Consider the following 18,799-nt stretch of genomic DNA (forward strand, 5'->3'; position numbering starts at 1 on the left):
TGAGGAATTCTTAATTTAAGAATTCCTCTTCCTTTATTCTATGAACAGAAAAGATGTGAAACGAATGACAAAAGATCACGACAATCCACGTTCTATAGCTTTTACATACAAACTAATTTTGAGCATAATTGCATTCTTTCTTATTTTTATGGTAGCAATGGTATTAGGTGCTGCAGATACTTCAATAAAAGACGTATGGTTAGCACTTACTTCCTCCGCTAAAGGGGACAAAATATCTATTATTCGCGAAATACGTTTGCCACGTGAAGTTGCTGCTATTTTTGTAGGAGCTGGACTTGCTGTTTCTGGAGCAATTATGCAAGGATTAACACGAAATCCACTTGCAGATCCTGGATTATTAGGGCTATCTGGTGGAGCAAATGCTGCGCTTGCACTGACACTTGCTTTCAATCCTTCCATCAGCTATCTTTACTTAACATTTGCTTGCTTTATTGGTGCTGCAATTGGCGCAATTATGGTATTTGGAATTGGTATGGTGAAAAAAGGCGGGCTATCCCCTCTTCGAATTGTATTAGCCGGTGCTGCCGTTTCAGCATTTCTACTCGCAATTTCAGAAGGAGTCGGCATTTACTTCAAAATTTCACAAGATGTATCACTTTGGACTGCTGGGGGCGTAATTGGAACTACTTGGAGTCAATTAAAAATTATTATTCCAGTCATTTCAATTAGTATCTTTATCGCTATCTTACTAGCAAAAAAATTGACAGTTCTTAGTTTCAGTGAAGAAGTGGCTATTGGATTAGGTCAAAAAATTATTGTTATTAAAACCATTCTATTTATCATTATTATCTTACTTGCTGGTGCTTCTGTAGCGCTTGTCGGAAATATGGCATTTATCGGTTTAATGGTACCTCACATGGTACGCCCAATTGTCGGTCCAGATTACCGATTTGTTATACCGATGTCAGCAATTGCTGGAGCTTCCTTTATGCTACTTGCAGATACAATCGGACGTACTATTAACGCTCCATACGAAACACCAGTTGCCGCTATTGTCGCAATTGTAGGGCTGCCATTCTTCCTATTCGTTGTACGTAAAGGAGGAAAAACATTCTCATGATGCAATCTATTCTAAGAAAACAACGTCTTATTATACTCGCTTTACTAATACTGACCATCACCACCATTGTAGTTGGAATGGGACTTGGTTCAGCATCTTTATCTTATGATCGACTACTCCCAACATTAATGGGACAGGGGACTTTTAAAGAGGAGTTTGTTTTATACTCTTTAAGACTACCTAGAATTGTTATTACATTATTAGCTGGTATGGCTCTCGCTTTATCAGGGGCTATTCTGCAAGGAATTACTCGAAATGATTTAGCTGAACCTGGTATTCTCGGAATCAACTCTGGGGCCGGTGTTGCTGTTGCTATTTTCTTTTTATACTTTCCAATAGATGTAGGTTCATTCCTTTATTTACTACCTGTCGTTGGATTTATCGGGGCTTTTCTGACAGCTGTTCTAATTTACGTATTTTCATATAGTAAATCAACTGGACTTCAGCCAATACGATTAACATTAACTGGTATCGGTTTTGCATTTGCACTATCTGGAATGATGATTGTCCTTATTTCATCCGCTGATCGTATGAAAGTGGACTTTATTTCAAAATGGATTGCCGGAAATATTTGGGGAGATGACTGGATCTTCGTTTTAGCAATGCTCCCATGGTTAATCGTATTAATTCCGTTCGTTTTCTATAAAGCAAATCGATTAAACATTCTAGCATTAAACGAGCCAGTCGCAATCGGTGTTGGAATTGAAATTGAAAAAGAACGCAGATACTTATTAGTTGCAGCCGTTGCGCTTGCAGCTGCAGCTGTTTCCGTAACAGGAGGAATTAGCTTTATCGGACTAATGGCTCCTCATATCGCGAAATCTTTAGTAGGTCCAAGACATCAAATTTTCATGCCTATCGCCGTTTTAATCGGCGGATGGCTATTGCTATTAGCAGACACAATCGGACGAAACATCGTTGATCCTAATGGCATCCCAGCAGGTATTGTCGTTGCTTTAATTGGTGCTCCTTACTTTATGTATTTGTTGCTTAAGAAGGCATAGAAACACCCTCAAGAGTGAAATCTTGAGGGTGTTTCTTCATTTACTGCTGCCCATACCCTTCAAACTTCTTCGCCAAATTCGCCATCTCATCTTCTGGCAATAGCTTCGGCTCTCCGACGCTTTTCGTTTGATAATAAATTTGCGCACAAAACTCAATTTCTTCTGCAACAGTAAACGCCATTTTTATGTTATTTGCACCTGCAATTAAACCGTGGTTCTCAAGTAAAACGGCACGGCGATCAATCATGCCTTCAAAAGCAGCATCTGCTAATTGCTTCGTACCAAATGTTTCATACGGTGCACAGCGTACATTCGGGCCTGCGAAAGCAATTAAATATGATACAGCAGGAAGCTCCCACCCTAATGATGCAATTGTCTTCGCATAAGGTGAATGTGTATGCACAAGCGCATTTATATCTTCACGATTTCTATAATATATAAGGTGCATATCGAGCTCGCTTGACGGTTTTCTCTCTCCCTCTACCACTTCACCATCTAAGTTTAATATAACTACATCTTCAGGTTTTGTTTCATAATACTCTAAACCACTTGGGCTAATCGCAACAAGACCTTGTTCACGATTGAAAATACTAATATTGCCGCCTGTCCCCTTTGTTAAACCGCTAGAAATCATTTTCTTTCCATACGCTACAATTTCTTCTCTTTCTTTTTGTAATAACATATACATCCCCCTAAGTATGAAGCTTATGATGACTGACTTTTTAAATCTATCTACTTATTGAAATAGCTTTTTTAAGTTCTCCGTAAACGGTGCTTTTACAATCCCTTTTTCCGTAATAATCGCTGTTACATTTTCATGTGGTGTGACATCAAATGCCGGATTATATACTTTACTTTCTTTCGGAGCAGAATATTGTCCGAAGCGATTAATCACTTCAGAAGCATCTCTTTCCTCGATTGGAATTTCTTTTCCTGTCGGTGTTTTTAAGTCGATTGTCGGTGTTGGTGCTGCTACATAAAACGGAATGTTGTAGTATTTTGCTAAAATAGATACGCCTAATGTCCCAATTTTATTTGCTACATCACCGTTTGCTGCCACACGGTCGCACCCAACGATTACCGCCTCAATCTTCCCTTGTGACATGACCATAGCTGCCATATTATCCGTAATGACAGTAACATCAATCCCCGCTCGCTGTAGTTCTAATGCTGTTAACGTTGAACCTTGTAATCTAGGACGTGTTTCATCCGAAAAGATTTTTAAGTCCCATCCTTTTTCTTTCGCTAAGTACATTGGAGCTGTCGCAGTCCCATACTTAGTCGTCGCTAACGCACCAGCATTACAATGTGTTAACACTCCCATTCCATCATGGAATAACGTTAATGCATGTTCTCCGATTTGACGGTTAATTTCTTCATCTTCTCTATGAATCTCTTTTGCCTCTTCTAGTAATCTATCTTTCAACTGGCCGATTGATAAATGTGAGTTCTCTGTCGCGACTGTCTCCATTCTTTCAAGTGCCCAAAATAAATTTACTGCTGTTGGCCTTGATGTTGCCAAATATGCACATACCTTTTTGACTTCCTCTATAAAGTCTTCCATCTTACTTTGAATAACTTCCTTTATTCCTAAACACACACCATACGCTGCCGAAACACCAATCGCTGGTGCTCCTCTTACTTTCATTACTTGAATGGCATCCCACACGCTTTCAGCTGTCTTGAAAGATTCATAGACAACCTCATTCGGTAATAATGTTTGATCTAATAAAATTAAAGAATCATCTTTCCACTGAATGGGTATTAATTGCTCTTCCATCATCTTCTCCCCTTACTTCGCGTAGTGCATTGACTGTTCTTTTAACGTTTCTACAAAACTTGTGCCTGTTTTATATTGATTAGCCCGTAAAATAAATTTCTTCGCTACTTGAAGACAAATACGTTCTGCTCTGGCACGTGCTTCCTCATTCTCGATACAAGTAATATCCTTTACTTTCGCTAGCCCAACAATACGACGAATTAACTCAAGGCCCGTCACTGCAGCTATATCCTCTAATACAGATTGTAAATATACTTCGTTAAAGCCTTCTTCCTTCGCCATAATCTCGGTCACATGAATATTCCAAGCATTTAAAAACTTCTTCTTAAATAAATCAATTACCTCTACCATTGTCGATTGTAGCCAACCCATATACGCATCTTTCTCAGCCCCAGGCTTCATAGTCGCATCTGCATTCACCCAAGCAAACATTAAATTCGCCATTACATTCCCAACGTCATATCCCATCGGTCCATAAAAGGCAAACTCAGGATCAATAATCTTCGTGGAATCATTTTTCACAAAAACGGAACCAGTATGCAGATCACCATGAATAAGTGCCTGTGCATTCGTCATAAAAGAAAACTTACGTTTTGCTACTTCCATACGAAGCTCTTTATCACTATAAATATGCTCTCTAATCCATCCTTCATTTAGCGGAAATAACTCGTTACGCTTATTATGATTTGTAAATGGCTCAGCGTATACGAGGTCTTCTGTAATCTCACATAATTCAGGATTTATATAGTTTTTTACAAGCTCCTTCTTCTCTTTATGATTCATTACAACATCCGATGTTAATAAAAGTGTGTTTACCAAAAAAGTCGTTACATCGTCAGCAAGCCTCGGAAATATTTGATGATTTATAAGTGCTGTACGTAATATTGTGTGGTCTGATAAATCTTCCATTACGCAACAATTCATCACACTATCAAACAAATATACCTTTGGAACAAGCCCAGGTGCTAACTCCTCCTCTAACTGCAAAACATCTGATTCTATACGAATACGATTCGTCGACAACTTAAACTCATCTGAAATCCTTGCTGTATCCCCAGCTTGCTTTACAATGACAGAAATATTCTTCTGCTCATCCCAAACGCGGAATACATAATTTAAATTACCATCGCCTATTTCTTTACACTGTAACCCCTTTGCATCCTCAAACTCACATAATTTCTCTTTCACATATACAATCACATCGTTAGCTTCCATTAAAAAATACTTTGTGAACTTAGACATGGTTTCCCCTCCACACTAATTGTAAGCGTTTTCTAAAAGCTATAAAAAATAATAGGTTGAAAAATTTTTATCCTATATTATATCTTCTTCTTTTTGAAAGGTATATCTAGATTTTATTATATCTTGTTAACATCTTGAGTCAATGTTTCTATATCACTGCAATATGCTTCCTAATTATATATTTTAGATGACAAAAAATGTTCAAAAAGATTCTAATTCATTTTATTTTATTTATCGCACAATTCTTTGTAAAATAGAAATAAGCAATCCCTTTTCAAATCCACAACTTCTAAGAAATATTCCCTTCCTAACAATTTATACTTACACCATGTCTCTAACATACGCACTACTCTTTTACATACTCGTTGAAAATCGATTACATGAAAACTACCTTTTAATTCTCTAACAACCTTAATTGAGAATAAATATTAATTAAATTGATATAAAGTTGGTTTATTCTCTTGACAAAATAACCACTTCTATATGATAATTAATATCGAATTAGAATTATTATAGTTAATTAAAAAATATATTTTATGAGCACACTATTTTTTGATGCTCAAAACCAACATTTAGGAGGAATTTTAATATGTTATTAATCGGCACAGAAGTAAAACCGTTTAAAGCTAATGCTTACCATAATGGAGAATTTATCCAAGTTACTGACGAAAGTTTAAAAGGAAAATGGAGTGTAGTTTGTTTCTACCCAGCTGACTTCACATTCGTTTGCCCAACTGAACTTGAAGACTTACAAAACCAATATGCAACTCTTAAAGACTTAGGCGTTGAAGTATACTCTGTATCTACAGACACTCACTTCACTCACAAAGCATGGCATGATAGCTCAGAAACTATCGGCAAAATCGAATACATTATGATTGGTGACCCAACTCGCACAATCACTACAAACTTCAACGTTTTAATGGAAGAAGAAGGTCTTGCTGCTCGTGGTACATTCATCATCGATCCAGACGGCGTTATCCAATCTATGGAAATCAATGCTGACGGTATCGGCCGTGACGCAAGCATTCTTGTTAACAAAATTAAAGCAGCTCAATACGTACGTAACAACCCAGGTGAAGTTTGCCCAGCTAAATGGCAAGAGGGTTCTGCAACACTTAAACCAAGCCTTGACCTTGTAGGCAAAATCTAAGGAGTTCGATCAAAATGATACTAGATGCAGATATAAAAACACAACTATCCCAATACCTTCAGTTAATGGAGAACGATATTTTACTTAAAGTAAGCGCTGGAGACGACGACGTATCTAAAGATATGTTAGCTCTAGTAGACGAATTAGCTACTATGTCATCTAAGATTACAGTAGAAAAAGTCGAATTAGAGAGAACACCAAGCTTTAGCGTAAATCGCCCTGGTGAAGACACTGGTGTCGTATTCGCTGGTATTCCATTAGGACACGAATTTACTTCATTAGTGTTAGCTTTACTACAAGTAAGTGGACGCGCTCCAAAAGTTGAACAAAAATTAATCGATCAAATTAAAAACATTCAAGGCGAATATCATTTTGAATCTTATATCAGCCTAAGTTGTCATAACTGTCCTGATGTTGTACAAGCTCTTAACGTAATGAGCGTTCTAAACTCTGGTATTACACATACTATGATTGATGGCGCTGCATTCAAAGAGGAAGTAGAAAGCAAAGACATCATGGCAGTACCAACAGTTTTCCTAAACGGCGAATCTTTCGGAAGCGGTCGTATGACACTTGAAGAAATTTTAGCTAAAATGGGTAACGGTCCAGATGCATCAGAGCTTTCTGATAAAGATCCATACGATGTTCTTGTTGTTGGTGGCGGCCCTGCTGGTGCAAGTGCAGCAATTTATGCAGCACGTAAAGGCATCCGCACTGGTATCGTTGCTGAGCGCTTCGGTGGTCAAGTAATGGATACTATGGGCATTGAGAACTTCATCAGCGTAAAACGCACTGAAGGTCCTAAGCTAGTAGCAAGCCTTGAAGAGCACGTAAAAGAATACGACATCGATGTAATGAATCTACAACGTGCAAAACGTTTAGAGAAAAAAGAACTTATTGAAGTGGAACTTGAAAACGGCGCTATTCTGAAAAGTAAAAGCGTAATCGTTTCAACAGGTGCTCGCTGGCGTAACGTTGGCGTACCAGGTGAAGCTGAGTTCAAAAATAAAGGTGTAGCATACTGCCCACACTGTGACGGTCCATTATTCATCGGAAAAGACGTAGCAGTTATCGGTGGAGGTAACTCTGGTATTGAAGCAGCTATCGACTTAGCAGGTATCGTTAAGCACGTAACTGTTCTTGAATTCATGCCAGAATTAAAAGCTGATGCTGTATTACAAGAGCGTCTTAACAGCTTACCAAACGTAACTGTTCTGAAAAACGTTCAAACGAAAGAAATCACTGGTACTGATAAAGTAAACGGTATTTCTTACATCGATCGTGAAACTGAAGAAGTTCATCACGTTGAATTACAAGGTGTATTCGTACAAATCGGTCTTGTGCCAAACACAGACTGGTTAGGCGAAACAGTTGAACGCGCTCGCGGTGAAATCGTAACAGACAAGCACGGCGCTACAAACGTACCAGGAGTGTTTGCTGCAGGTGACTGTACAAATAATCCGTACAAACAAATCATCATCTCTATGGGTTCAGGTGCAAACGCAGCTTTAGGTGCATTTGATTACTTAATCCGTAACTAATTATATAGACGTGAGTAAAAAAAAGCAGGTGCCTTGGCACCTGCTTTTTTTATAATCTTAATGTATAAACTAAAAACCTCTCATTCCCATTCTTCTCATAAGCACCTGGCAACCTTACTTCTCTCTTCAGCTCAAACGTAGTCTGGTTCTCTAAGAAGAAAATATAATCTTCAGAAGGATAGTATAAAATAATATCTACTTCTCTCTCTGTTTCCTCTACCGAAAGCAAAATGTTATTTACTACGTTCATAAACACTTGTACAGAAAATGGATTAAAAAAATAAAACCGATTATCACGTGGATCAATCTCATATTCTTGCGCTAAACAGCATTCAAACCCAATTTTATCTTTACTGTTTCTTACCTTTCGTGCATAGCGCTCAAAATTATCCATTGCTTCTTTATAAAACTCTTCATTCATTTCAATTCCAACTGCTGAAGCACCACACTTATGGTGCATGTAAAAATTTAATCGTCCTTTTCCGCATCCAAAATCTACAACCCGGTCGCTACTTCTTATTTCATATTGATTCAATAACTCATCTAATCCGCTATATGGCGTCGGTTCATAACGGTGATAATGCATAGACTTGTTAAAACCCTTTTGCTCACCGACAGTTTTTATATGTAATACTGCATCGTAATATTGTTCGTTCATTCGTCTTCTCCTATTAGAAAATGGTACTTATTATTATACACCATGTACTGAAGACTCATTTTGCATCAAGTTAACTGATACGTGAAATTATATGAATGATTTTCTGAATATATCTATCGTAACTTAGAATATATCAACGATTTTTTCAATATATCGACTTAACGACACATTCCTACAAAAAAACAGGAGCTATCTAGCCCCTGTCCTCTAATACTTTCAATACAGTTTGTTTCAATATTTCTACTCCATCCATAATACAACTATGATCGAACTTCATATACGGATGGTGTAATCCAGGTTGTAGGTTGGCACCTAGTCCAAGCATGACAGCTTTTAAATGTGGTCTCTTCACTGTGTAGTAATGGAAATCATCGCTTCCTGTCGTATACAGTGGTCCAGTGCATCCCTCTTCCCCGTACACTTCAAGAATGCCTTTTCGCATAAAGCGCTCAGCTTCTTCTGACACTTCAGCTCCTGGTGCAAGGTCGATCCATTTGTATGAAGTTTTCGATCCCATAGATGCGGCCGATTCTATTACATGTTCTATTTTTTTCTTCAATTCTTCTAATAATGTATTACTCTCTGCCCTAACATCTAAGCTAAAATGGCCGTTACCCGGAATAATATTCAAATTATCCCCGCCAGCCTGGCACCTTGTCATCTTCACTGAATATGAGCTTTGCGGTGGTAGCCATATATTTTTCAAACCGATATTGATCATAGAAATGACATCAATTGCATTTATCCCTTGATGTGGGCGTGCCCCATGTGCATCATCTCCATGAATCGTTCCTTCTAAAAATCCTGCTGCTCCGTGACGAATAGATGGGGCAGCTTGTTTCAAAGGTAGTTCTTCAATCGGTCTTAGATGAACACCAAATAAGAAGTCAGCATCATCCACGGCACCCTTCTCTACCATCTTTAAAGAACCATTTCCTTTTTCCTCTGCCGGCTGAAAAATAAATCTAACCGTTCCACTATCCCATCTCATATTTTTCAATTGTAAAATAAGCCCCATCACAATTGTCATATGAGCATCGTGACCACATGAATGATTCGCTTTAAACTCTCCGTCCACTTCTTGCCAAAGTGCATCCATATCGGCACGAATTGCAATAACTGGATTTCCGCTTCCAATTTCAGCAATCACGCCTGGGCAATCATCAAATATTTTATATGAAATTCCTTCTTCTTTTAAAAAGTTAGTAATATACGCTGTCGTTTCATACTCTTTCCAACTCACTTCAGGGTTTTCATGTAAATGCTGAAAAATTTCAGTTAACCGCTCTTGTAGTTCTAATGTTTTCAAAGCTACATTCTCCTTCCCAAATTCCAAAACCATTCAGGTTAATTATACTTATGAAAAACAGATGTTTTTATGAACATATTGAATTTTAAGAAAAAAGTCAATTATTTATTTTTAAATACGATCGACAACTTATTTCCACTCACTTTATAACGATAGAACATTCCTTATTTTCTGTTTTTTATTGACGCTCATATCAATTTTTAGTTATTATAATTTAATAACGTCTATTTTGCGACAATTCTAAAAATACAAACATACATAATGAGGAGGCAATTTATGAAAAAAGAAATACCTTTTGGCGTAGCAATAATCCCTATTATCATTACAGTTGCAGTTATGATGGTTACAATTGTTGTATTAAAACAAAGCCCTCACGTCCCACTTATTATCGGTACAACCGTTGCTTCTATCGTCGCTTGGCGTTACGGTTACAAATGGCACGACATTGAAGAAGCAATGTATAAAGGAATTCGCCTCGCATTACCCGCTATCGTTATCATTATTCTAGTAGGTTTAACGATTGGTGCTTGGATTGGCGGCGGAATCGTCGCAACAATGATTTATTACGGTTTAAATCTTTTAACTCCATCACTATTTTTAGTTTCAATTACAATTATTTGTTCTATTGTTGCATTAGCTATCGGTAGCTCTTGGTCTACAATGGGAACAATTGGTGTTGCAGGAATGGGAATTGGCCTAAGTATGGGAATCCCAGCTCCAATGGTTGCCGGTGCTATCATTTCCGGTTCTTACTTCGGCGATAAAATGTCACCGCTTTCAGACACAACAAACTTAGCCGCAGGATTAACAAATACAGATTTATTCACACATATTCGTCATATGTTATTTACTACAATTCCAGGTTTAATTATTACTCTTATCGTTTATGCATTCTTAGGAAGAAATTTTGGCGCTAACAATATTGATGCAAAAGGTATCGATCAAACGTTACAAGTATTGCAACAAAACTTTGTTATCTCCCCTTTCCTACTAATCATACCTGTAGTCGTTATGGTATTGGTCGCTAAAAAAGTTCCTGCTATACCAGCTATTCTCGTAGGTATAATTTTAGGATTTTTATCACAAGTCTTTATTCAAGGTGGTTCTGTCTCCGCGTCTGTCGGTGCACTCCAAAATGGATTTGTCATAGACACTGGCAACAAGCTAGTAGACGAACTCTTTAACCGCGGTGGCTTAAATTCGATGATGAATACAGTTTCGATGACAATTGTCGCTATGACCTTTGGAGGAGTATTAGAACATACTGGTATTCTTCGCGCAATTGTAAATCAAATTTTAAAATTAGCGACATCAGCAAAAGGACTTATCGCTTCTACTATCGCATCTTGCTTTGCAACCAACCTTACTTGCTCTGAACAATATATTTCGATTGTTGTTCCTTCAAGAATGTACGCAAATGCATACACAGAAAAAGGACTACATTCTAAAAATTTATCCAGAGCATTAGAAGATGGCGGAACATTAACTTCTGTTTTCGTACCTTGGAATACATGTGGTGTATTTATACTCGCAACACTTGGAGTTGGCGCATTCGAATATGCTCCTTATGCTATATTGAATTTCATCGTACCTATTATTTCAATCATTTACGGCATAACTGGTCTCACAATTACGAAACTATCAGACATTGAAAAAGCGGAACTACTAAAAAAACAAAAGGCTCAACTAGAAGCTTAGAGATACCGGTAAATTCATTTCATATATTGCGCGAGGGCGCCCTTGTTGATAGGGCATTTCCTCGCCGCAAATATGAGCATACCCATAATCAACTAGTTTCTTTAATAACCTTTCTGTTGATCGGCGAGTCACTTGTAAGTATTCAGAAAGATCCGCTGCTGTAAACTTCAATGATGGATGTGATTGACTAAATTGAATAATTTTTGACAAGTTGGCTGGACTAAGTTTCGTTTCCTTCGCTATTTTCATGAGTTCTGGGTTGTCATTCTTCAAACTTTGTACTCTCTGTTCTTTCGGGAACGGACCAAATAGTTCTTTATCACTTGTTAGTATATAAAAACAGTGGTCTATTGGATTATTCTTCGCGAAACTTTGAGCAATTTTAGCATTTTGCTCCGCTTCTTTCACAGTTTTTCCGTAACCAAATCCAATAGCTATTGTTCCTTCTATACTCGCAAATAAATTATTTATCATATTTTTTTTTATAATCGATTCAATATCACCACGAGTCGTATACAAAATGAACGTCATTTCATCAACTTTTTTAAATGAACCCCGTAGTTCTTTTGAAATAGCATCTAATTGCTCAAGCAAACCTTCTCGTAATTCTAAAGAAGAAATCATACAAGCACCAACAGTAGCTGAATGGCTTTTTGCTAACTCAGCTTTTATTTTCGCATCTTTTAACCCATGTATAATGGATTGCTTCGGATCTATCATACGCTCTGAAGGAATACCTATTTTTTGAAGTTCATCATAGACAGCGTGAATACTAGTTAAAGCTAAATGAGCATCTCCAGATTGATATTTAGCTACATGAAAATCAATAACTCTATTTATTTCATCTTTACTCCACAGCATATTTTCATAATCTAACACTTGTGGATTTTCTTTTATACCGATATCATGGAACACATTTGTAATGAATGAGCGGTCTACTAAATCAATTGAAATTTTATGTGGTTGAATACGTTGGTGATACATGACAGAAAGAATGGAAGATGCGACAGTTGTCTCGTCTTGCTGTAAGTACGTACTTGGAATTCGTAATTGTTCTCTTATTTCTTTTGCCATATAATAAGGTAAAGCACCTGAGAAAAAGATGAAATCACAAGGCTTTAAACGCTTTAAAAGTTCAGAAGATTCCGCCGGATGAAGGTAAATATATGGATCAATCTCTATTTCTTCTAGTTTATGAGCAATAGGTAAAAGATTCTCCATAAACTCTTTTGAACCGACAACTGCAATTTTTATCATCATTTCTTTAACTCCTTATCATTAATTAACGACTATTTAACGTCAACTATATCAAATGTACAAAACTATTGTAAACAGGAAGGGGTCTCTACCTAATGAAAATTACAGCTATTCATCTTTACGCAATTCGTTTACCACTTCGCGATCCGTTTGTTATTAGTTATGGTTCTTATTCTGACATGCCTTCTATTATCCTCAAAATGGAAACAGATGAAGGCATTATCGGTTACGGTGAGGGCGTTGCTGATGATCACGTTACAGGCGAATCATGGGAAAGTACTTTCCATACTTTAAAACATACACTTGCTCCTGCGCTCATCGGGCAAAATCCAATGAATATCGAGAAAATACACGATATGATGAACAATACCATTTACGGTGTTCCTACTGCAAAAGCCGCAATAGATATTGCTTGTTTTGATATAATGGGCAAAAAACTAAATCAACCTGTATATCAATTAATTGGCGGACGCTACCATGAAGACTTCCCTGTCACTCACGTCTTAAGTATCGCCGAACCTGAAGACATGGCTGAAGAAGCTGCTTCCATGATTCAAAAAGGTTACCAATCTTTCAAAATGAAAGTCGGTACGAATGTAAAAGAGGATGTAAAAAGAATTGAAGCTGTACGTGAACGTGTAGGAAATGATATTGCGATTCGCGTTGATGTAAACCAAGGATGGAAAAATAGCGCCAACACATTAGCGGCACTTCGTTCATTAGGTCATTTAAGCATCGACTGGATTGAACAGCCTGTTGTCGCAGACGATATTGACGCAATGGCTCACATTCGTTCTAAAACAGACCTTCCGCTTATGATTGATGAAGGATTAAAAGGTTCTCGTGAAATGCGCCAAATCATTAAATTAGACGCGGCTGATAAAGTAAATATAAAACTAATGAAATGCGGCGGCATATATCCCGCTGTAAAACTCGCTCATCAAGCAGAAATGGCAGGCATTGAATGCCAAGTTGGATCCATGGTCGAATCATCCGTTGCCTCTTCCGCAGGATTCCATGTCGCTTTCTCGAAAAAAATTATTACGAGCGTCGAGCTAACAGGTCCATTAAAGTTCATGAAAGACATCGGAAACTTACATTACGACGTACCATTTATTCGCTTAAACGAAAAGCCAGGACTTGGCATTGAAATAAACCAAAATACATTACAAGAACTAACCGTCTTTCAAGACGTTGTACGCTAAAGGAGGACTAACGCATGACAGTTCTATACAAAGGATCATTAAAACAAAATAACGAACCATTTCACGTTACATTACTAACACTAGAGAACATTGAACAAACCTTATCACTACAAAACGTTGTAGTTGAGGCGCTAGAGGATAAAAGTCGCTTACAGCCACTCTCGCTAGAAGAATTTCAATACATTCTAGAAGGAAACGGCATGATGATCGGTGCTTTTATCGAAAACGAACTCATCGCATTTCGTGCCCTACTCGTTCCTCCTATCGACGACGAACATTTAGGACTTGATATTGGCATAGCAGAAAGCGAACTACATCGCGTCATCTATCAAGAAATTTCAAATGTTCACCCGAACAGCCGAGGAAATGGGATCCAAAAAATATTAGCGACAGTCATCATGGACGAATTACAAAAAGAAGATGGCCAGTACGACTATGTTTGCTGCACCGTTGCTCCTTTTAACATTCCAAGTTTAAAAGATAAGTTTGCGCAAGGGATGGAGATTGCTGCATTGAAGGCAAAATATGGCGGGAGTATGCGGTATGTTTTTGTGAAGGAATTGCGTGGAGGCAAGGAAAGAAATTGGACGGATGTTAAGAGTGTTCCGATGAGTGACGCTGTTGGACAGCAGGCTTTACTTTCGAACGGTTATCATGGGTATGGAATGGAGAAAGTAGACGGAGATTTTGTTGTGAAGTTTGGACGATGATTTATATACCTGAAAAAAAGGAGATGTCTGCTGTGACATCTCCTTTTACTTTCTCTTGATTGAACATATCGATTGCAACTCCAAATATATCAGCGATTTTTGAAATATATCGACTTACCGACAAGTATTGACAATAACCGTAACCTATATAAAGTTCACCACTAAACCGTCATCTTCCAACTAGATAACGCTAACCAATTCTCCATTTCCTTATAATCAGGCATTATTTTCCCGACAAGACGCCAAAAAGAGCGATCATGATTCAAATGAACCATATGGCACATTTCATGAACAACTACATAATCAATTACTTGCTGTGGTGCCATCGCTAACTTCCAATTAAATGTTAGCTGTAAATTTGAATCACAAGTTCCCCACGTGCGACTACTATCTGTAATACGAATAGAACGTGGTTTTGTTTTGAAGTTACTTTGATGCACTTTAATACTCTTCTCTACTAATGACTTACACTGCTTATAGTAAAATCGTTTTAAAGCCTGCTGGATTTTCTCATCCTTAAGCTCTTTCACATAAATGTGTAACTTATCTCCTTCAAACACTGCATTGTCTTGCGTAATACTTGTATCTTGGGAGATCTGTATCGGATACGTACTTCCTAAATACAGAAAACCCTCTCCTTGATCATAATCCTTTTCCTGTGGTCCAAGCGCTCGCTCCTGCATTTCCTTACGTGTTTTCTGAATCCAATCCCACTTCTCCTCCAGCAGCTGGACTAAGTATTCAACAGGTGTCCCTTTCGGAGCCTGCACTTCCACATTTCCATACGAATCTACAAAAAGACGCACGGACTTTTTCTTTTTATAATTTATATGAAAATTAATTGTCTCACCTAAATATGTATGTACCATTTCATCACCTAGCGTATTATTTTTACAAATAAAAAAGAGTAGGATACGAACGCCCTACTCTACCTATTATATCATTTACCGCGTTAACCGACTCATTACCCTCTATACTTTACACCTAATCCCTTAATGAAATTCCTTGCGTATCTATCGCCGCACTCTTTGTAATTTTTATGGCCTTTTTTTCTTAATAGGGCTCCTAGTTCTCCCTTTGTTACCGTAACGCCTACGCTATCTAATATATCAAGTACATCCTCACTCGTTAAAGATAGTGCAATTTTCATTTTCTTTAGAAGAAGGTTATTCGCACTCTCTTTGCTTTGTACAGGTGCCGGTTGTCCTGGTTTCGGATCTTGCTTCCCTCTTTTTAAAGTAATAAATCCATTGAAAAATGCCTCTAACATCATCATATCGCATGTTTTTACGTACTCATCTTCGACCACATCATCATTTTCAGCTTCATACTGAGGTGCTCTCTTTATTTTTGTAAGCATATCAACTACATCTTCTTTCGTTACTTCCATACCACCAAGTTTAAAGATTTCTACCATATCTATATCTCTTATATCTAAAGCGTACCTTACTCTTTTTAATATATCGTTGTTGCTCATTGCCATTGTTTTGCCTCCTGAAATGTTGATTATAGTAATGCTTTTAGCATGTGTAAATTAATGTCGTTAAGTTACTACTTTAACATTTTAGGGGGAGGTTTTGTAGCCTTAGGTGGATTAATGGTTGTGGGGATGATTTTATTTATTATTAAGATACTTCTAATAACGAATTTATTGTATTAGAAATTAAGAAAGATCCTATCAATAGAAACGCCTTCAAATACTGTAAAAAGTATTTTAGTTGGTAGTGGGATAGCTCCTTCATTTAAGGATGATATTAATAAAGCAAAAAAGGATGGGGATTTACTATTAATTAACACACTTAAAAATGGACTAACCTAATATAGGTTAGTCCATTTCTTTTTATGCAACTCTAATTTAGTAGGCAACTCAAACGTGAATGTTACGCAAAATTCAGGTGAAATAGATTGATTATGTTTACTTAGGTTTTACTTTTTATTTGTGGTACGGTTCACCGTAACTAATCTAAATGAGGTTATTGTTCATTATTTTTATAATTAAATTTAACAAAAAATGTAGTGCCCTCCGATCCTGTTTGAATTTCTATTTTTGCATTATGACGGGCAGCAATGGCATAACATACACCTAACCCCAATCCAGTTCCATTATTTTTGGTCGTGTAAAATGGAGTACCTAGTTTCTCTAATACTTCAGGCCTGATACCTGTTCCTTGGTCCCGCACTGCAAGCACGACACAATCTCGACCTTCTTTATAGGTGCTAATGGTTAGAACTTTCTCTTTGTCCATCGCTTCTAACCCATTACGGTATAAGTTTATTAATAATTGCCGTACCTCATTACGATTTAAAAGTAATTCCGGAATGTCATTTGTATCGACTTGAATATATTTATTTTGATTATGCGTATCAATCTTTATTAAAGGAATAATATCGCGGATAATTGAATTTAAATCTAACATCTGCAAATCCGATTTCCTTGTATTACCCATTGAGAGAAATTCAGTAATAATAGAATTGGCACGGTCAAGTTCTTCAATCATTAAATTAAAGTGCTTATTATGTTTCTCATAGGTGGGCTCTTCTTTTAATAACTGCAAAAATCCTCGTACTGTTGTCATTGGATTTCTAATCTCATGGCTGATACCTGCTGCCATTTTCCCTATTAAATCTATGTTCGATAACCTTTTCAATTCCTGCTCATATTGCTTTTTTTCCGTTATGTTTTTAAAAATACAAGAAATACCATCATCATACGGGTATGCAATAACTTCGTACCAATATTCATCAGGGGCAGAAAAAAATTCAAAATACACTGTAGTTCGCTCTGACATTACACGATGAAGTTCCTTATACATGACTTCGTCAATGCTATTCGGGAAAATCTCCCATATATTCTTGCCTAATACATCTTTTGCTGTTTTTCTTTGTGGAAAATATTGATGCTTATTTACATACGTAAATTCCCATGTATTATTCAAAGTAAAAAATCCATCTGTAATACTTTCAATCACACTTGTAATTTTTTCATTAGCAACAGCTAGTTCTTTCGTTCGCTCTTCCACCATGCTTTCAAGTCGATCCATATATAACAAGTTTGAAAACGTAGGCGCTGTGGCATCAACGATAGATTTTGCCAGTTGCATCTGGGAATTATCATAATTATGAGCTTTTCCCTCTTTGTCAACGACGATTACCCCTAATACTTCTCCCATTGAAACCAATGGAATCATCAGTAGACCCTTACTATCTATATTTTTTGTTTGAATAACCTCTTGGATCTTAGCTTCATAGCTTTTCTCCATCCAATCCACTTCTGTCCAATCACAGTCCTTGCTTAACTTCGTTGTTTTAATCGTTGTTTTGTCTAGGGGGTCTAAAAGGTGGGCTGCCATGCTGTTACTCTCTAAAATCTGTCCTAAGTAAAAAAAACATTTATCAAAACTCTCCTGTATCGAGGAACACATTGATAAATCACGGGTAACATTTAGTAACAGCTGCTTCTCGGCAATAAGGTTTTCCTTTTGCGTTAAATTATTTGCGTTTTGAATTGCAACCGCAGCCATATTTACATAAGCTTCAACACTTTGAATTTCTGAATTTGTTAAGTTCATTGGAATTCCATAATCAAATAAAAAAACCAGACCAAATAACTCTTGCCCAAATGAGATAGGTAGAGCTAATAAGGACTTAATTTTGAACGCAGCAACTGGTCTCGGATCCGGCCGATGATCCTTTGATGTATCAGGAATATAAATGGTTTTTTGGGTTTCAATAACTTCTTTTGCCAGTAAGTCTATTTCAGGATCAATTACCTGAGTATCGAGCGTTACGCCATTTATTGTCTCTGGTTTTCCTGCAAACCCTCTAAATGTTCCATCTTCCTGGGGTAAATAGATTCCAACAGCGTTGCACTTAACAATCTCCTCTGATATCGCCATTGTTACACGCTGCAATACTTCACGTAGTTCTAATTTTGTATTTATTATTTTTGTTATATTCGCGAGCCTAGAATATCTCGCCTGATCACTTAACATTCACATGGCCTCCAATTATAGGCATAATAAAATAAACATGATACTATCATTGAAAATCAAGACCAACCTACCATTTTCACTTTTCTCCTGTATTCTTTTCTTACCCCTTTTTACATAGAATACCTCACTTACTTATGATACGGTTCACCTTAATTAAAATGAAACAGTG

The 18,799-nt window shown here is 37.2% G+C and carries 16 protein-coding genes; 7 read left to right on the forward strand and 9 right to left on the reverse strand.

What is annotated here, in order from left to right:
- The first annotated feature begins 40 nt into the window (after positions 1–40).
- Entirely contained in the window at positions 41–1,081 is a 1,041-nt protein-coding gene (locus RBB48_RS20040) for a FecCD family ABC transporter permease (RefSeq protein ID WP_002096896.1), read from the forward strand.
- Positions 1,078–2,085: a FecCD family ABC transporter permease gene (locus tag RBB48_RS20045; protein ID WP_088061572.1), complete on the forward strand. Its 1,008-nt coding sequence runs from the start codon at positions 1,078–1,080 to the stop codon at positions 2,083–2,085. The genes RBB48_RS20040 and RBB48_RS20045 overlap by 4 nt, the downstream gene beginning before the upstream one ends.
- 40 nt (positions 2,086–2,125) lie before the next feature.
- Here the strand turns inward: RBB48_RS20045 and RBB48_RS20050 are convergent, their stop codons facing one another.
- The 3 genes from RBB48_RS20050 to mtnK are packed head-to-tail and all read right to left on the reverse strand — an operon-like array spanning position 2,126 to position 5,107.
- On the reverse strand, positions 2,126–2,767 hold the full coding sequence (locus tag RBB48_RS20050; RefSeq protein WP_000926561.1) for an L-fuculose-phosphate aldolase: 642 nt from the start codon (positions 2,765–2,767) through the stop codon (positions 2,126–2,128).
- 54 nt (positions 2,768–2,821) lie between these two features.
- Positions 2,822–3,865, reverse strand: a complete 1,044-nt coding sequence (gene mtnA / locus RBB48_RS20055; RefSeq protein WP_141542812.1) for an S-methyl-5-thioribose-1-phosphate isomerase — start codon at positions 3,863–3,865, stop codon at positions 2,822–2,824.
- Between the two features lie 12 nt (positions 3,866–3,877).
- Positions 3,878–5,107 (reverse strand): S-methyl-5-thioribose kinase, encoded by a 1,230-nt coding sequence (mtnK, locus tag RBB48_RS20060; protein ID WP_306007995.1) that lies wholly within the window; start codon positions 5,105–5,107, stop codon positions 3,878–3,880.
- Positions 5,108–5,696: 589 nt separating this feature from the next.
- On the opposite strand from mtnK, the gene ahpC reads away from it, so the two are divergent.
- Together ahpC and ahpF are read left to right on the forward strand one after the other, a co-directional pair.
- The gene (gene ahpC / locus RBB48_RS20065) at positions 5,697–6,260 is read left to right on the forward strand and encodes an alkyl hydroperoxide reductase subunit C (RefSeq protein ID WP_000924420.1); all 564 of its coding nucleotides are present in this window, start codon (positions 5,697–5,699) and stop codon (positions 6,258–6,260) included.
- Between the two features lie 14 nt (positions 6,261–6,274).
- Positions 6,275–7,801, forward strand: a complete 1,527-nt coding sequence (gene ahpF, locus RBB48_RS20070; RefSeq protein ID WP_000599491.1) for an alkyl hydroperoxide reductase subunit F — start codon at positions 6,275–6,277, stop codon at positions 7,799–7,801.
- Positions 7,802–7,850: 49 nt separating this feature from the next.
- Here the strand turns inward: ahpF and RBB48_RS20075 are convergent, their stop codons facing one another.
- Both RBB48_RS20075 and RBB48_RS20080 read right to left on the reverse strand, forming a co-directional pair.
- The gene (locus RBB48_RS20075) at positions 7,851–8,459 is read right to left on the reverse strand and encodes an SAM-dependent methyltransferase (RefSeq protein WP_088061567.1); all 609 of its coding nucleotides are present in this window, start codon (positions 8,457–8,459) and stop codon (positions 7,851–7,853) included.
- A 193-nt stretch (positions 8,460–8,652) separates the two neighbouring features.
- Positions 8,653–9,768: a M20 peptidase aminoacylase family protein gene (locus RBB48_RS20080; protein WP_088061565.1), complete on the reverse strand. Its 1,116-nt coding sequence runs from the start codon at positions 9,766–9,768 to the stop codon at positions 8,653–8,655.
- Between the two features lie 276 nt (positions 9,769–10,044).
- Here RBB48_RS20080 and nhaC point away from each other — a divergent pair, with 276 nt between their 5' ends.
- Complete coding sequence (gene nhaC / locus RBB48_RS20085; RefSeq protein ID WP_088061563.1) at positions 10,045–11,466, forward strand: Na+/H+ antiporter NhaC; 1,422 nt, start codon at positions 10,045–10,047, stop codon at positions 11,464–11,466.
- Here the strand turns inward: nhaC and RBB48_RS20090 are convergent.
- Complete coding sequence (locus RBB48_RS20090) at positions 11,455–12,726, reverse strand: transcriptional regulator (protein WP_306007997.1); 1,272 nt, start codon at positions 12,724–12,726, stop codon at positions 11,455–11,457. The two genes, nhaC and RBB48_RS20090, sit on opposite strands and share 12 nt — an antisense overlap.
- A 92-nt stretch (positions 12,727–12,818) precedes the next feature.
- Here RBB48_RS20090 and RBB48_RS20095 point away from each other — a divergent pair, with 92 nt between their 5' ends.
- Positions 12,819–13,928: a mandelate racemase/muconate lactonizing enzyme family protein gene (locus RBB48_RS20095; protein ID WP_097889284.1), complete on the forward strand. Its 1,110-nt coding sequence runs from the start codon at positions 12,819–12,821 to the stop codon at positions 13,926–13,928.
- Positions 13,929–13,942: 14 nt separating this feature from the next.
- Entirely contained in the window at positions 13,943–14,638 is a 696-nt protein-coding gene (locus RBB48_RS20100; RefSeq protein ID WP_088609259.1) for a GNAT family N-acetyltransferase, read from the forward strand.
- 161 nt (positions 14,639–14,799) lie between these two features.
- On the opposite strand, the gene RBB48_RS20105 is transcribed toward RBB48_RS20100, so the two are convergent.
- The 3 genes from RBB48_RS20105 to RBB48_RS20115 all read right to left on the reverse strand — a co-directional run bounded on the left by RBB48_RS20105 (position 14,800) and on the right by RBB48_RS20115 (position 18,630).
- A complete protein-coding gene (locus RBB48_RS20105) occupies positions 14,800–15,507 on the reverse strand; it encodes a M48 family metallopeptidase (protein ID WP_088609260.1) in 708 nt (235 codons plus the stop codon).
- 95 nt (positions 15,508–15,602) lie between these two features.
- Entirely contained in the window at positions 15,603–16,121 is a 519-nt protein-coding gene (locus tag RBB48_RS20110) for a YehS family protein (protein ID WP_097889281.1), read from the reverse strand.
- 490 nt (positions 16,122–16,611) lie between these two features.
- Positions 16,612–18,630 (reverse strand): GAF domain-containing sensor histidine kinase, encoded by a 2,019-nt coding sequence (locus RBB48_RS20115; RefSeq protein ID WP_097889280.1) that lies wholly within the window; start codon positions 18,628–18,630, stop codon positions 16,612–16,614.
- Positions 18,631–18,799: the final 169 nt, after the last annotated feature.

This window comes from Bacillus sp. MMSF_3353, from assembly GCF_030733445.1.
Lineage (GTDB): Bacteria > Bacillota > Bacilli > Bacillales > Bacillaceae_G > Bacillus_A > Bacillus_A wiedmannii.

Coding starts and splice junctions, on each gene's coding strand:
- RBB48_RS20075 (WP_088061567.1), bottom strand. CDS start 8,459: ATGAACGAACAATATTACGATGCAGTATTACATATAAAAACTGTCGGT.
- RBB48_RS20045 (WP_088061572.1), top strand. CDS start 1,078: ATGATGCAATCTATTCTAAGAAAACAACGTCTTATTATACTCGCTTTA.
- ahpC (WP_000924420.1), top strand. CDS start 5,697: ATGTTATTAATCGGCACAGAAGTAAAACCGTTTAAAGCTAATGCTTAC.
- mtnK (WP_306007995.1), bottom strand. CDS start 5,107: ATGTCTAAGTTCACAAAGTATTTTTTAATGGAAGCTAACGATGTGATT.
- mtnA (WP_141542812.1), bottom strand. CDS start 3,865: ATGGAAGAGCAATTAATACCCATTCAGTGGAAAGATGATTCTTTAATT.
- RBB48_RS20115 (WP_097889280.1), bottom strand. CDS start 18,630: ATGTTAAGTGATCAGGCGAGATATTCTAGGCTCGCGAATATAACAAAA.
- nhaC (WP_088061563.1), top strand. CDS start 10,045: ATGAAAAAAGAAATACCTTTTGGCGTAGCAATAATCCCTATTATCATT.
- RBB48_RS20090 (WP_306007997.1), bottom strand. CDS start 12,726: ATGATGATAAAAATTGCAGTTGTCGGTTCAAAAGAGTTTATGGAGAAT.
- RBB48_RS20095 (WP_097889284.1), top strand. CDS start 12,819: ATGAAAATTACAGCTATTCATCTTTACGCAATTCGTTTACCACTTCGC.
- ahpF (WP_000599491.1), top strand. CDS start 6,275: ATGATACTAGATGCAGATATAAAAACACAACTATCCCAATACCTTCAG.
- RBB48_RS20110 (WP_097889281.1), bottom strand. CDS start 16,121: ATGGCAATGAGCAACAACGATATATTAAAAAGAGTAAGGTACGCTTTA.
- RBB48_RS20050 (WP_000926561.1), bottom strand. CDS start 2,767: ATGTTATTACAAAAAGAAAGAGAAGAAATTGTAGCGTATGGAAAGAAA.
- RBB48_RS20040 (WP_002096896.1), top strand. CDS start 41: ATGAACAGAAAAGATGTGAAACGAATGACAAAAGATCACGACAATCCA.
- RBB48_RS20105 (WP_088609260.1), bottom strand. CDS start 15,507: ATGGTACATACATATTTAGGTGAGACAATTAATTTTCATATAAATTAT.
- RBB48_RS20100 (WP_088609259.1), top strand. CDS start 13,943: ATGACAGTTCTATACAAAGGATCATTAAAACAAAATAACGAACCATTT.